Below are 13,848 nucleotides of genomic sequence, written 5' to 3' on the forward strand. Positions count from 1 at the left end.
TGGGGCGGTCCCGGCGCGTCCTGGATCCGGCGCTGTCGCGGATGGTGTCCGGCCTGGCCCGGGAGACGCACGGCCTGGTGCCGGTGCGGGTGGTGCCCGGCGTGATCCGGCAGGAACTCAAGCGGGCGGTGGGGCGGTCCCGGCGCGTCCTGGATCCGGCGCTGTCGCGGATGGTGTCCGGCCTGGCCCGGGAGACGCACGGCCTGGTGCCGGTGCGGGTGGTGTCCGGCGTGATCCGGCTGGGGCCCGAGCGGGCGGTGGGGCGGCGCAGGCGCGGCCTGGATCCGGCGCTGTCGCGGGCGGTGCGCGGCCTGGCCAGAGTGGCGCGCGGCCTGGAACCGGTGCCGGCCCCGGCGGCGCGCGCCCTGGAACCGGTGCCGACGCGGGCGCCGCTCGACCCGGTTCCCGCCCCGCCGCCGGCGGTGTCCGGCAGGCCCCGCCGAAGGCCGGCGCAGCCGGGGGCAGGGCAAACCCGCCCTGGCGGCCTCGAGCCGGTGCCGACGCCGACGGCGCCCGACCCGGCCCTCGCGCCGACGCGGGCGGCCGTGGGGCGGCGCAGGTGCGGCCCGGAACCGGCGCCGCTCGACCCGGCCCGCGCCCCGGCCGTCCCCGGCACACCCCGCCGAAGGCCGGAGCAGCCGAGGCCAGGGGAAACCCGCAGTCGCCCAGCCCCCGCACCAACGTCCGCCCGCCACGACCCCACCGACCCGCGCCGCCCCCCAAGGCCACCCGTCGCCCCCCGGCCCCGCCCCCGGTCCGCCTCCTGCCCCGCTCCCGCGCCACCCGGCTCGTCATCCCCTACCTGGACGTCGACGCCCCGGTCATGGGCCTGCGGCTGGACCGTGAGCGGCGGCTCCCCGCGCCTCCGGACAGCAAGTCGAACCTGGTGGGCTGGTACGCGCAGGGGCCGTCGCCCGGTGAGCAGGGGACCGCCGTCGCCGTAGGACACCTGGACACGGACACCGGCCCGGCCGTCTTCGCGGGCCTCACCGAGCTGAAACCGGGTCGGTCGGTCGAGGTGCGGCGCGCCGACGGGCGGACCGCCGTCTACACCGTCGACGCCATCAAGAAGTACGAGAAGGCGAACTTCCCCGACCGGGAGGTGTACGGCCCCCGCGGCCGCCCCGAGCTGCGCCTGATCACCTGCGGCGGCACCTACAACCGCAGAACCGGCTACTCGGGCAACCTCGTCGTCTTCGCGCACCTCACCAAGGTCCGCGAACCGGCCCGCCCCGCCCGCTGAATACGACCGTCCGCTTTCTCGCCAGTTGGACCGGAGTACCCGATCCCGCCCCGTCTCTTCCCCCCGCCGCGCACAGTCCGTTAATTTCCGTGACCCACAGGTCTCGTACGACTCGCACGGGACATCCGACCGCGGAGCACCAGCGCCCAAGTGAGCCCCCGGGGGCACCGTCATGACACGCGCCATCTCCCTGCACGACATCAGCAAGATCTACAGCAAGGGTGTCCGCGTGGTGGACCGGCTCTCGCTGGACATCACGCCCGGCGAGTTCCTCGTCCTGCTCGGGCCCTCCGGCTGCGGCAAGTCCACCGTCCTCAGAATGATCGCCGGCCTGGAGGAGATCACCGAGGGGCAGCTGCTGCTCGACGGCGAGTACGCCAACGACCTGCTGCCGTCCGACCGTGACATGGCGATGGTCTTCCAGAACTTCGCCCTCTACCCGAACATGACGAGCCGCGGCAACATCGGCTTCCCGCTGCGCATCGAGGCCCCCGGCGAGGACCCGGGCCCACGCGTGGACGCCACCGCCCGCATGCTGGGCATCGAGGACCTCCTCGACCGCCGTCCCGCCCAGCTCTCCGGCGGCGAACGCCAGCGCGTCGCCATGGGCCGGGCCATCGCCCGGCACCCCTCCGCCTTCCTGATGGACGAACCGCTGTCCAACCTCGACGCCAAGCTCCGCAACCACTTGCGCGCCGAAATAGCCAACCTCACCCGGGAGCTGGGCGTCACCACGGTGTACGTCACCCACGACCAGGCCGAGGCCATGTCCCTCGGCGGCCGGGTCGCCGTCCTGCGCGGCGGTGTCCTCCAGCAAGTGGACACCCCGCGCTCGGTCTACGCGCTGCCCCGCAACATCTTCGTCGCCGCCTTCATCGGCACCCCGCGCATCAACCTCCTGCGCGGCCTGGTCCGCGCCCCGCTCGACGGCGCGATGACCATCAGCCTCGGCAAGCAGTACCTGCGCCTGCCCGAGCCTCTCTCCCTCGACCACCAGCTGCTCCGCGTCCAGCAGGGCCGCGAGGTCATCGTGGGCCTGCGCTCGGAGGCCGTACGCATCGCCAAACCGGCCGCCGCCCGCCCCGGCGAGGTGCCGATCAGCGGTCTGGTGGAGCACGTGGAGTTCCAGGGCCACGAGGTCCTCGCCCACTTCAACACCGGCTCCAGCCCCGCCGTCGTGCCGGAACTGGAGGCCCCGCGCCCGGGCGCCCGCGCCGCCAGGCGCCGCCGCCGCGAGGGCACGGTCCTGGACCGCTTCCGGGGCCGGGCGGGAGCCCTGCGCGCCGGCCCGGTGGTGGTGCTGGACGATCCGGCGGACGCCGACCCCGAACCCGCGCCGGCCGACAGCCGCCTCCCCGGCGACCTCGTCGTCCGCACCACCCCCGACATCGACCTGCGCCGGGGCCTGCAGGTCCCTCTGCTCGTCGACATCGCCCACCTGTTCGTCTTCGACCAGCAGGGCGAACGGATCTGCCCTTCCCCCGCTGTGCTTCCCGACCTGGAGGGGTGAGGCCTGCCCCGCCACCGCCCCCGCCGAGTCGACTTCTGATCTCATGGTCCGGGATGTCTGGTGCCCGAAAACTAACATCGCTAGTTTAGGTGTCGGACGACGAACGGCCCCGCCCGGGAGGAAGCACGATGAAGGCATACGACGGCATCTACCTCGACGGCGCGTGGCGCCCCGCCACCGGCCAGGACACCATCGACGTCGTGAACCCGGTCGACGAGCAGGTCATCGGCCGGGTCCCGGCCGGCACCGCCGAGGACGTCGACGCCGCCGTACGGGCCGCCCGCGCCGCTCTCCCGGCCTGGGCCGCGACCGCCCCCGCCGAGCGGGCCGCGCGCCTGACCGCCCTCCGGGACGCCCTCGCCGCCCGCCAGGACGAGATCGCCGAGACGGTCACCGCCGAACTCGGCTCCCCGCCGAAGCTCTCCCAGGCCGTCCACGCGGCCCTGCCGATCACCGTCGCCGGGTCCTACGCCGAGCTCGCGGCGACGTACGCCTTCGAGGAGAAGGTCGGCAACTCGACCGTCCACCACGAGCCCATCGGCGTGGTGGGCGCGATCACCCCCTGGAACTACCCCCTCCACCAGATCGTCGCCAAGGTCGCCCCGGCGCTGGCGGCGGGCTGCACGGTGGTGCTGAAGCCCGCCGAGGACACACCGCTGGTCGCTCAGCTCTTCGCCGAGGCGGTCCACGAGGCCGGGATCCCGGCGGGCGTCTTCAACCTGGTCACCGGGCTCGGCCCGGTCGCGGGCCAGGCCCTCGCCGAGCACCCGGAGGTCGACCTGGTCTCCTTCACCGGCTCGACGGCCGTCGGCCGGCGGATCGGCGCGGCGGCGGGCGCGGCCGTGAAGAAGACCGCCCTGGAACTGGGCGGCAAGTCCGCCAACGTCATCCTGCCGAGCGCCGACCTGGCCAGGGCGGTCAACGTCGGCGTCGCCAACGTCATGTCCAACTCCGGCCAGACATGCAGCGCCTGGACGCGGATGCTGGTGCACCGGGAGCGGTACGAGGAGGCGGTCGGCATCGCCGCGACGGCGGCGGCCAAGTACGGCGACCGCATCGGCCCGGTGGTCAGCGCCAAGCAGCAGGAACGGGTGCGGAGTTACATCGAGAAGGGCGTGGCGGAAGGGGCACGGCTGGTCGCGGGCGGCCCCGAATCCCCGTGTGAGCGGGGCTACTTCGTCAGCCCGACGGTCTTCGCCGACGTGACCCCCGACATGACCATCGCGCAGGAGGAGATCTTCGGCCCGGTTCTGACGATCCTGAGCTACGAGGACGAGGAGGACGCCCTGCGCATCGCCAACGGCACGGTCTACGGCCTCGCGGGCGCCGTCTGGGCCGGCGACGAGCAGGAGGCGGTGGCCTTCGCCCGCCGCATGGACACCGGGCAGGTCGACATCAACGGCGGCCGCTTCAACCCCCTTGCTCCCTTCGGCGGTTACAAGCAGTCGGGCGTCGGCCGTGAACTCGGCACGCACGGCCTCGCCGAGTACCTCCAGACCAAGTCCCTGCAGTTCTGAGGAGCCCCGACGTGGTGCGTGCCGCCGTTCTTCCCGCCGTCGGAGCTCCTTTGGAGATCGCCGAGATCAGCCTCCCCGACCCCGGACCCCGCCAGGTCCGGGTCCGGCTCGCCGCCGCCGGGGTCTGCCACTCCGACCTGTCCCTGTCCGACGGCACCATGCGCGTCCCCGTCCCGGCCGTCCTCGGCCACGAGGGCGCGGGCACGGTCGTCGCCGTCGGAGAAGAGGTCACCCACGTCCGCCCCGGAGACGGCGTGGTCCTCAACTGGGCCCCGTCCTGCGGTGGTTGCCACGCCTGCTCGCTCGGCGAGGTCTGGCTGTGCGCCAACGCGCTGAACGGCGCCGCCGACGTCCACGCACACCGCCTGCCGGACGGCACCGGCCTCCATCCCGGCCTGAACGTCGCCGCGTTCGCCGAGGAGACGGTCGTCTCGGCGGGCTGCGTCCTTCCGGTCCCCGACGGCGTCCCGCTGACCGACGCGGCCCTCCTCGGCTGCGCCGTCCTCACCGGATACGGCGCCGTCCACCACTCGGCGCGGGTCCGCCCCGGCGAGACGGTCGCGGTGTACGGCGTCGGGGGAGTGGGCCTCGCCGCCCTGCAGGCGGCCCGCATCGCGGGGGCGTCCAGGATCGTCGCGGTCGATGTCTCCCCGGAGAAGGAGGAACTGGCGCGTGCCGCCGGCGCCACCGACTACGTGGTGGCCTCCGACGACACCGCCCGCGAGATCCGCGCCCTCACCGGCAAGCAGGGCGTCGACGTGGCCGTCGAGTGCGTGGGCCGCGCGGCCACGATCCGCACGGCCTGGGACTCCACCCGCCGCGGCGGCCGCACGACGGTCGTCGGCATCGGCGGCAAGGACCAGCAGGTCACCTTCAACGCCCTGGAGATCTTCCACTGGGGCAGAACCCTCTCGGGCTGCGTCTACGGCAACTCCGACCCGGCACGGGACCTCCCGGTACTGGCCGAGCACGTCCGGGAGGGCCGCCTGGACCTGGGCGCGCTGGTGACGGAACGGATCGCTCTGGAGGGCATCCCGGCGGCCTTCGAGAACATGCTGGCGGGGAAGGGCGGCAGGGCGCTGGTGGTCTTCTAGCCACCTCGGGTGTCGGGGCGGCCCGTCAGATGCTTCGTACAACCTCCCCGCACACCCGTTGACCCCATACCGTCCGGTCAGTATGTTCCCGGCAACGTCCCCACCGCACCCACCGGAGTGTGCACGCATGGACACAGCCCCACCCGCTCCCCCCGTCCCCACCACGGCCCTCCCCAAGGCCAACCGTCGCCGCGTAGCCACCGCGGCAGCCCTCGCCTCGGCCGTCGAGTGGTACGACTACTTCGTCTTCGGCATAGCCGCCGCCCTCGTCCTGGGCGACCTGTACTTCCCGGCGGGCAGCCCCACCGCCGGTGTCCTGGCCTCCTTCGCCACCTTCGCCGTCGGCTTCCTCGCCCGCCCGCTCGGCGGCATCGTCGCGGGGCACCTCGGCGACAAGCGCGGCCGCAAGCCGATGCTGGTCCTCGCGCTCACGCTCATGGGCGTGGCCACCACCGGCATCGGACTGCTCCCGACGTACGAGACGATCGGCGTCGCCGCCCCGGTCCTCCTGGTCGTCCTCCGCGTCGTACAAGGCATCGCGGTCGGCGCGCAGTGGGGCGGCGCGATGCTGCTGGCCACCGAGTACGCCCCCGAGGGCAAGCGCGGTGTCTACGGCAGCGTCGTCCAACTCGGCGTCCCCATCGGCGTGGTGACGGCCAACTCGGTCTTCCTGCTGGCCGGAGCCTTCACCACGGACACCGCCTTCGCGGCCTGGGGCTGGCGCGTGCCCTTCCTCATCGGCCTGTTCGTCCTCGTCCTCGCCTGGTACATCCACACCCGGGTCGAGGAAACCCCTGAATTCCGCGAAGCCGAAAAGGCGTTGACCGAGAAGGAGAAGGCCGAGCAGAGCTCCCCGCTGCGCACGATCCTCCGCGGCCACCTCGGCACGGTGCTCCTCGCCGGCGGCTCCTTCGCCGTGAACACCGCGACCTTCTACATCCTGATCACCGGCGTCCTCGACTACACCACCCGCGAACTCGACATGAAGCGCAGTGCGGTGCTCACCGTCTCGCTCTGCGTCAGCCTCACCCAGCTCGTGCTGATCCCGGCCGCCGCCGCGCTCTCCGACCGCGTCGGCCGCATCCGGATCTACGCGATCGGCGCGGCCGGCATCGCCCTGTGGGCCGTACCGCTGTTCCTGCTGATCGACACCGGCTCGCTGCTGTGGCTGGCGGTCGGCACGTTCGTCGCCAGCTGTTTCCTCAGCATCATGTACGGCCCCCAGGCGGCCCTGTTCGCCGAGCTGTTCACGCCCGAGATGCGTTATACGGGCGCCTCCCTCGGCTACCAGATCGCGGCCGTCCTCGGCGGCGGGCTCGCGCCCTTCCTGATGGTGCTGCTGCTGGAGGCGACGGGCACGTCGATGGCGGTGTCCGGCTACATCATCGGGCTCGCGGCGATCGCCCTGCTGTCCATCAAGGTCCTTGCCGGCAGGGCACGTTCACACTGAATCGGAGGCCTTCTCGGGCCGCGGCTCCGGAACCGTCTCCGGAGCCGCGGCCTGCGGCGCCCGCGATCGCGACACCGCGACCCCCGCCAGACACAGCGCCCCGCCCGCCAGCGTGAGCAGCCCCGGCACCTCACCCAGCGCCAGCCACGACATCAGGACGACCAGCGCGGGGACGGCGTACGTGGTCGCGCCCATCCGGCTGGCGGTCGTACGGGCCAGGGCGTACGCCCACGTCGTGAAGGCCAGCGCGGTCGGGAACACGCCGAGATAGACCATGTTGAGGGTCGCCGAGGCCGGCGCGTCGGCCGCCTCGGACACCAGCTGCCCGGCAAACGGCAGACAGATCACGGCCCCGACGAGACACCCGAACGTCGTCACCTGCAGCACGCTCGCCCGGCCGAGGGCCGGCTTCTGCGCCACGACACCGCCCGCGTAGCCGACCGCGGCCAGCAGACACAGCACGACCCCGAGCACCGACGACCCGCCGTCGCCCGACATCGACAGCCCGACCGCCACCGCGCCCGCGAACGACACCGCCATCCCGGCCAGCAGCCGCGGCGGCATCGCGTCCCCGAGCAGCCGCGCGCCCAGCAGGGCGATCAGGATCGGCCCGATGTTCACGACCAGGGCCGCCGTCCCGGCGTCCACCTGCTGCTCGCCCCAGTTGAGGGCCACCATGTAGAAGCCGAACCACAGGACCCCGGATATCACGATCCCGCGCCAGGCCGACCGCGGCGGCCACCCCTCCCGCCGTACGAGACAGATCGCCCCCAGCGTCAGGGCCCCGGCCAGCAGCCGCCCGAGCGCCAACGCACCCGGTGAGTACGCGGCACCCGCACTGCGGATCGAGACGAAGGCGGAGGCCCACAGCACCACGGTGACCGTGGCCGCACCGGCGGCGAGCAACTCGGTACGACGGGCGGGGCCGGACAGGGAGGCGTTCATCATGCTCCTGAGGCTAGGGAGGAAGGTGCAGGGAGGCTCGCGGATTTCGGCCGGGGTGGTGGAGGGAGCCCGGGGCCGCTAGTGCAGCGCCCCCGCCTCGATGCCCAGCAGCTCGGAGAGCGTCCGCTCACCCGTCGCCGTCACCTTCACCGCCCGCTCGGAGCCGATGCGCACGCACCAGCCCGCGTCCAGGGCGTGCCGGCACAGGGCCGCGCCCGCGACGCCCGCGAGATGGGGACGGCGTTCGGTCCAGTCGAGGCAGGCCCGGGCCAGTGGGCGCCGGCTCGTCCGGTCGAGGCGGATGCCGACCGCGTCGAACCAGCCGATGCCCGCGTCCGTCAGCGCGAACCCCTTGTCCGGGACCAGCAGTTCGCGTGCGGTCAACGCGTCGGTGACCGTGATGCCGAGCCGCCCGGCGAGATGGTCGTAGCAGGTGCGCCCCCGGGCCATGGCCGACCCGGCGTTGGACTCCCGCAGGTTCCGCGGCCGTACGACAGCGTCCGGCGCCACCTGCGCGGCCAGGTCCTCCACCAACTGGGCGACCCGCGCGTCGGCCAGCCGTACGTACCGGTGCCGCCCCTGCCGTTCCTCGGCGATCAGCCCGCCCGCGACGAGCTTGCCCAGGTGCTCGCTCAGGGTCGACGCGGCGACACCGGCGTGCCGCGCCAGCTCACCGGCGGTCCATGCCCGCCCGTCGAGCAGCGCGAGCAGGCACGCAGCCCGGGTCTCGTCGGCGACGAGTCCGGCGAGGCGGGCGAGCCGTGACGCCCGGGGGTCCCTGGTGGTCATGCGTCCCAGCATGGGCCACGGACACTTCGGTACCAGCCGAACTGTTCTAGACGGCCCGCCCGACCTGCTCGTACTGCCGCGCCAGTCCGTCCAGCAGCGCCGTCAGTCCCGTTTCGAAGGCGCGTTCGTCGATCTTCTCCTGCTGCTCGGCCAGGAGGTGGGCCTGCCCGAGGTGCGGGTAGTCGGCCGGGTCGTACGCGCTCGCGTCGTCCACGAAACCCCCGGCGAAGGAGCCGAGCGCGGAGCCCATGATGAAGTACCGCATCAGCGCGCCGATGGACGTGGCCTGTGCCGGTGGCCAGCCGGCGTCGACCATCGCGCCGTAGACCGCGTCCGCGAGTCGCAGCGCGGCCGGTCGGCGGCCGGGGCCGCGGGCCAGGACCGGGACGATGTTCGGGTGGTCGCGCAGGGCGGCCCGGTAGGAGACCGCCCAGTCGTGCAGCGCGGTCCGCCAGTCCCGGCCGTCCTCGAACATCGCCAGGTCGACCTGCGCGCTCACCGATTCGGCGACGGCCTCCAGGATCTCGTCCTTGGTGCGGAAGTGGTTGTAGAGCGAGGGCCCGCTGACCCCCAGCTCGGCGGCGAGCCGACGCGTGGAGACGGCCGCCAGGCCCTCCGCGTCCACGAGCGCGCGTGCCGTCTCGACGATCCGGTCGGTGCTGAGCAGAGGCTTGCGCGGTCGGGCCATGGCGCACATAGTAGGGCTGCGGTTGAAAACTAGCAGTGCTAATTTAAATGTACCGCCTTCAAGTGGAGTGGCTTGTGGTGAACCTGGAGCTCAGCGAGGAGCAGACCGCCGTACGGCAGCTCGCCCACGACTTCGTCGAGCGCGAGATCGCCCCCAACGCCGCCGCCTGGGACCGCGCCGAGGAGGTCGACCGTTCGATCGTGAAGAAGCTGGGCGAGGTCGGCTTTCTCGGGCTGACCGTCGACGAGGAGTACGGCGGCTCGGGCGGCGACCACCTCACGTACTGCCTCGTCACGGAGGAGCTCGGCCGCGGCGACTCGTCCGTGCGCGGGATCGTGTCCGTCTCGCTCGGCCTGGTCGCCAAGACGATCGCGGCCCGGGGGAGCGAGGAGCAGAAGCGCCGGTGGTTGCCGGGCCTCACCTCCGGCGCGTACGTCGGCTGCTTCGGCCTCACCGAGCCGGGCACCGGCTCCGACGCCGGCAACCTCACCACGCGGGCCGTACGTGACGGCGACGACTACGTCATCAACGGCACCAAGACGTTCATCACGAACGGCACGTGGGCCGACGTGGTCCTGCTCTTCGCCCGCTCCACGGACGCGCCCGGCCACAAGGGCGTCTCCGCGTTCCTCGTACCGACCGACACGCCCGGCCTCACCCGCCGCACCATCCACGGCAAGCTCGGCCTGCGCGGCCAGACGACGGCGGAGCTGGTCCTTGAGGATGTGCGGGTCCCCGCCTCCGCGCTACTGGGCGAGGAGGGCAAGGGCTTCTCGGTCGCGATGTCCGCCCTCGCCAAGGGCCGGATGTCGGTGGCGGCGGGCTGTGTCGGCATAGCTCAGGCGGCGCTGGACGCCGCCGTCCGATACGCCGGTGAGCGCGAGCAGTTCGGAAAGACCATCGCCCACCACCAACTGGTCCAGGAGCTGATCAGTGACATCGCCGTCGACGTGGACGCCGCCCGCCTGCTCACTTGGCGGGTCGCCGACCTGATCGACCGTGGACTGCCCTTCGCCGTGGAGTCCTCCAAGGCCAAACTCTTCGCCTCGGAGGCCGCTGTCCGCGCCGCGAACAACGCCCTCCAGGTCTTCGGCGGCTACGGCTACATCGACGAGTACCCGGCGGGCAAGCTGCTGCGGGACGCCCGCGTGATGACCCTCTACGAGGGCACGAGCCAGATCCAGAAGCTGGTCATCGGGCGGGCGCTGACGGGGGTTTCGGCGTTCTGAGTAGGTGGACTGAGTAGGTGCGCGCATGTGGCGCGGGCCGGGTCCGCCGATCCTTGCTCCCATGAGTGAGACACCGGGCAAGCAACAGAACACGGCCGCCTTCTACGGACAGGCCGTCGCCTCCTTCGCCGTGGCCATGGCCGCGACCGCCATCGGCATCTTCAAGCTGAACGCCGACGCCTGGGTGCGGGCCTTCCTCGCCATCGCCGTCCTGTACCTGGTGACCTCCGCCTTCACGCTGGCCAAGGTGATCCGGGACCGTCAGGAAGCGGCGGAGCGGTCGTACCACCCGTTCGAGAAGCTCTGAGCGGGCACGCTAAGCGCCCGCTCAGCTTCAGCGGTATGGTGGTGGCTCTGTCAGTGAGAGGGGCGATCGAGCGATGAGTACGGCGGAGGAGACGGCCGGCGGCGAGACGTCGGGGTGGGGCGAGGTCACGCCCGACGCGGCCCGGCGGCTGCTCATTGCCGCGGTGGAGGCCTTCGCCGAGCGCGGCTACCACGCCACGACGACCCGTGACATCGCGGGCCGCGCCGGCATGAGTCCGGCCGCGCTCTACATCCACTACAAGACCAAGGAAGAGCTGCTCCACCGCATCAGCAGGATCGGCCACGAGAAGGCCGTGGAGATCCTGCGCACGGCGGCCCAGGGCGAGGGCAGTGCGACCGAGCGCCTCGCCGACGCGGTGAGCTCCTTCGTCCGCTGGCACGCGGGCGGGCGCACCACCGCGCGGGTCGTGCAGTACGAACTGGACTCGCTCGGCCCCGACGCCCGCGCCGAGATCCTCGCCCTGCGCCGCCAGGTGGACGCGGAGGTGCGAGGCATCATCGAGGACGGCGTGACGTCCGGCGAGTTCGACGTGCTGGACGTCCAGGGCACCACCCTCGCCGTGCTCTCCCTCTGCATCGACGTGGCCCGCTGGTTCAACGTCAACGGCCCCCGCACGCCCGAGGAGGTCGGCGCGCTGTACGCCGACCTCGTGCTGCGGATGGTGGGCGCGAAGTAGCTCCCCCGCCCGTCAGAGGTAGTACCGGGACACCGACTCGGCCACGCAGACCGGCTTGTCCCCGCCCTCGCGCTCCACGGTGAAGGCGACGGTGACCTGGATGCCGCCGGGCACGTCCGCGACGCCGGTGATGGTGGCGGTGGCGCGCAGCCTCGACCCGACCGGAACCGGAGCGGGGAAGCGAACCTTGTTCGTCCCGTAGTTGACGCCCATCTTCACACCCTCGACCTTGATCAGCTGCGGCCCGAACAGCGGCAGCAGCGACAGGGTCAGATAGCCGTGCGCGATGGTCGTGCCGAACGGCCCCGCGGCGGCCTTCTCCGGATCGACGTGGATCCACTGGTGGTCGCCGGTGGCGTCCGCGAACAGATCGATCCGCTTCTGGTCGATCTCCAGCCAGTCGGTGTGCCCCAGCTGCTCGCCCACCGCCGCCTTCAGGTCGTCGGCGGAGGTGAAGATCCTCGGCTCTGCCATGTCGCTGGCCTCCCGCATCGCACACTCGTCGTGTCGCATCATGTCTAAGCAACTGCTTAGCATGGTCGGCTACGGGGCCCATGTCAACGGACCGGGGGCGTGCGGCGGTGGGTAGGCTCTGAGGGGTGCCCCAGATCCACGAGAAGATCCACGAGCTCACGGTAGGCCAGCTCGCCGCCCGCAGCGGCGCCGCCGTCTCCGCCCTGCACTTCTACGAGTCCAAGGGCCTGATCAGCAGCCGCCGCACCTCGGGCAACCAACGTCGCTACAGCCGGGACGCCCTGCGCCGCGTCGCCTTCGTCCGCGCCGCCCAACGCGTGGGCATCCCCCTGGCCACGATCCGAGAGGCCCTCGCCGAACTTCCCGAGGAACGCACCCCCACGCACGAGGACTGGGCCCGTCTCTCCGAGGCCTGGCGCTCCGAGCTCGACGAACGCATCAAGCAGTTGAACCGCCTCCGCGACCACTTGACCGACTGCATCGGCTGCGGCTGCCTCTCCCTGGACACCTGCGTCCTGTCCAACCCGGACGACGTGTTCGGCGAACGGCTGACGGGGTCGCGGTTGCTGGTGGAACAAGGGGGAGACCGGCAGAAGGTCGCCCGCCGACAGCGGGAACGGCAGCCGGAGGACTGCCGCTGAGTCGTGGGGCGCCGCGCTGCTGCGCCCACAGCCTGCGGACCGTCAGGCCGCGGGCGCTGCCCCGCCCGGCTGTGGGGCTGTGGGGGCGGGTTGCGGGTGCTGCCTTGTCCGGCTGTGGGGCTGTGGGCCGTCGGGTTGCGGGTGCTGCCTCGTCCGGCTGTGGGGCTGTGGGGCTGGGGGCCGTCGGGTTGCGGGTGCTGCCTCGTCCGGCTGTCGGGCTGTGGGTCGGCGGGGGCCGTCGGGTTGCGGGTGCTGCCTTGTCCGGCTGTCGGGCTGTGGGTCGGCGGGTTGCGGGTGCTGCCTCGTCCGGCTGTGGGGCTGTGGGTCGGTGGGGGCCGTCGGGTTGCGGGTGCTGCCTTGTCCGGCTGTGGGGCTGTGGGCCGGCGGGTCCGTCGGGTTGCGGGTGCTGTCCCGCCCCGCCGTCAGGCTGCGGGCAGTCGTGCCTGGCCGGCCCGTCACGCCCCTGCCCGCCTCCGTGCCCAGGGCGAGCTCGACCTGGCGACACGCGCCGAGCTCCTCGCCATGCCCTATGACGACCGCTGGGCCCACCCGTACTGGTCCAGGCCCGCCGCCACCAACTGAGCGTTGCACACGGCCCGTTCCCCGTCCGGCAGGAGCAGCGTGTCCTCCAGTCCCGCTCGGGTCGCCAGGCCGAGGCGCCCGGCCAACCGCAGCACCGGCCATGCGCCGCCGTCCTCGCCGTGCAGCAGGACCGGGCGGCCGTGGGCGGAACCCAGGTCGGCCAGAAGAGCGCGCGCGGTGCCCTCGGCCGTGTCCGGTGCCGGGTCCGTCACCTCCGCGAGCACTCGCAGCACCTTCGGGCCCAGCGGCGAGTCGGCGAACCGTGCCGCCCCGTCCGTCCCGGACCAGATGCCGGCCTCCACGCCCACCCCGAGGTCGATCAGGGCGGCGGCCACCTCCTCGGCGCCCGGCTCGTGCCAGTTGACCGAGGCGTGGTCCGGGAGCACGGTCCAACTCCGTACGCGCGCCGCCCGGGCCGCCGGATCGAGGTCAGGTTCCGCCCAGGCGCCCGTGGTCACTCCGACCGGCACCCGCACCCGCGCGCGTATCGCCTCGACCGTCGCCGCGACCACCCGCGGCGACAAGGTGTCCTGCCCGCAAGGCGTCTTGGGGTGGACATGGATGTCCGTGGCCCCCGCCGCGACGGCCTCGGCAGCGGAGTCGGCCATCGCCTGCGGCGTGAGCGGCACCATCGCACCGTCGGCCGCCCCCCGGGGCCCGTTGAGACACACCTGCACCATGC

The 13,848-nt window shown here is 72.7% G+C and carries 14 protein-coding genes; 9 read left to right on the plus strand and 5 right to left on the minus strand.

From position 1 onward, the window contains the following. The first annotated feature begins 559 nt into the window (after positions 1–559). From ABT063_RS23350 to ABT063_RS23370, 5 genes are all read left to right on the plus strand, one after another. On the plus strand, positions 560–1,243 hold the full coding sequence (locus tag ABT063_RS23350; RefSeq protein ID WP_351059458.1) for a class F sortase: 684 nt from the start codon (positions 560–562) through the stop codon (positions 1,241–1,243). Positions 1,244–1,415: 172 nt separating this feature from the next. Beyond that, complete coding sequence (locus tag ABT063_RS23355; protein WP_351059461.1) at positions 1,416–2,753, plus strand: ABC transporter ATP-binding protein; 1,338 nt, start codon at positions 1,416–1,418, stop codon at positions 2,751–2,753. A 128-nt stretch (positions 2,754–2,881) separates the two neighbouring features. Then, positions 2,882–4,270: an aldehyde dehydrogenase family protein gene (locus ABT063_RS23360; RefSeq protein ID WP_351059464.1), complete on the plus strand. Its 1,389-nt coding sequence runs from the start codon at positions 2,882–2,884 to the stop codon at positions 4,268–4,270. Positions 4,271–4,281: 11 nt separating this feature from the next. Continuing rightward, complete coding sequence (locus ABT063_RS23365; RefSeq protein ID WP_351059467.1) at positions 4,282–5,364, plus strand: Zn-dependent alcohol dehydrogenase; 1,083 nt, start codon at positions 4,282–4,284, stop codon at positions 5,362–5,364. A 127-nt stretch (positions 5,365–5,491) separates the two neighbouring features. After that, positions 5,492–6,814, plus strand: a complete 1,323-nt coding sequence (locus tag ABT063_RS23370; protein WP_351059470.1) for an MFS transporter — start codon at positions 5,492–5,494, stop codon at positions 6,812–6,814. On the opposite strand, the gene ABT063_RS23375 is transcribed toward ABT063_RS23370, so the two are convergent. The 3 genes from ABT063_RS23375 to ABT063_RS23385 form a co-directional block, all read right to left on the minus strand. Beyond that, positions 6,806–7,762: a DMT family transporter gene (locus ABT063_RS23375; protein ID WP_351059473.1), complete on the minus strand. Its 957-nt coding sequence runs from the start codon at positions 7,760–7,762 to the stop codon at positions 6,806–6,808. The two genes, ABT063_RS23370 and ABT063_RS23375, sit on opposite strands and share 9 nt — an antisense overlap. 75 nt (positions 7,763–7,837) lie before the next feature. Next, positions 7,838–8,560: an ArsR/SmtB family transcription factor gene (locus ABT063_RS23380; RefSeq protein WP_502990871.1), complete on the minus strand. Its 723-nt coding sequence runs from the start codon at positions 8,558–8,560 to the stop codon at positions 7,838–7,840. 34 nt (positions 8,561–8,594) lie between these two features. Then, positions 8,595–9,236 (minus strand): TetR/AcrR family transcriptional regulator, encoded by a 642-nt coding sequence (locus tag ABT063_RS23385; protein ID WP_351059479.1) that lies wholly within the window; start codon positions 9,234–9,236, stop codon positions 8,595–8,597. Between the two features lie 77 nt (positions 9,237–9,313). Here ABT063_RS23385 and ABT063_RS23390 point away from each other — a divergent pair, with 77 nt between their 5' ends. From ABT063_RS23390 to ABT063_RS23400, 3 genes are all read left to right on the plus strand, one after another. Next, positions 9,314–10,465 (plus strand): acyl-CoA dehydrogenase family protein, encoded by a 1,152-nt coding sequence (locus tag ABT063_RS23390; RefSeq protein ID WP_351059643.1) that lies wholly within the window; start codon positions 9,314–9,316, stop codon positions 10,463–10,465. Positions 10,466–10,526: 61 nt separating this feature from the next. After that, positions 10,527–10,772 (plus strand): YiaA/YiaB family inner membrane protein, encoded by a 246-nt coding sequence (locus ABT063_RS23395; protein ID WP_351059482.1) that lies wholly within the window; start codon positions 10,527–10,529, stop codon positions 10,770–10,772. A 73-nt stretch (positions 10,773–10,845) separates the two neighbouring features. Then, positions 10,846–11,469: a TetR-type transcription factor C-terminal domain-containing protein gene (locus ABT063_RS23400; protein WP_351059485.1), complete on the plus strand. Its 624-nt coding sequence runs from the start codon at positions 10,846–10,848 to the stop codon at positions 11,467–11,469. Positions 11,470–11,481: 12 nt separating this feature from the next. Here ABT063_RS23400 and ABT063_RS23405 read toward each other — a convergent pair whose 3' ends face one another. Then, positions 11,482–11,943: a MaoC family dehydratase gene (locus tag ABT063_RS23405; RefSeq protein ID WP_351059487.1), complete on the minus strand. Its 462-nt coding sequence runs from the start codon at positions 11,941–11,943 to the stop codon at positions 11,482–11,484. A gap of 125 nt (positions 11,944–12,068) precedes the next feature. Here ABT063_RS23405 and soxR point away from each other — a divergent pair, with 125 nt between their 5' ends. Further along, positions 12,069–12,584 (plus strand): redox-sensitive transcriptional activator SoxR, encoded by a 516-nt coding sequence (gene soxR, locus ABT063_RS23410; RefSeq protein ID WP_351059490.1) that lies wholly within the window; start codon positions 12,069–12,071, stop codon positions 12,582–12,584. Between the two features lie 527 nt (positions 12,585–13,111). Here the strand turns inward: soxR and ABT063_RS23415 are convergent. Continuing rightward, complete coding sequence (locus ABT063_RS23415) at positions 13,112–13,846, minus strand: 3-keto-5-aminohexanoate cleavage protein (protein ID WP_351059493.1); 735 nt, start codon at positions 13,844–13,846, stop codon at positions 13,112–13,114. Positions 13,847–13,848 lie beyond the last annotated feature (2 nt).

The organism is Streptomyces sp. NPDC002838 (genome assembly GCF_040295365.1).
GTDB lineage: Bacteria > Actinomycetota > Actinomycetes > Streptomycetales > Streptomycetaceae > Streptomyces.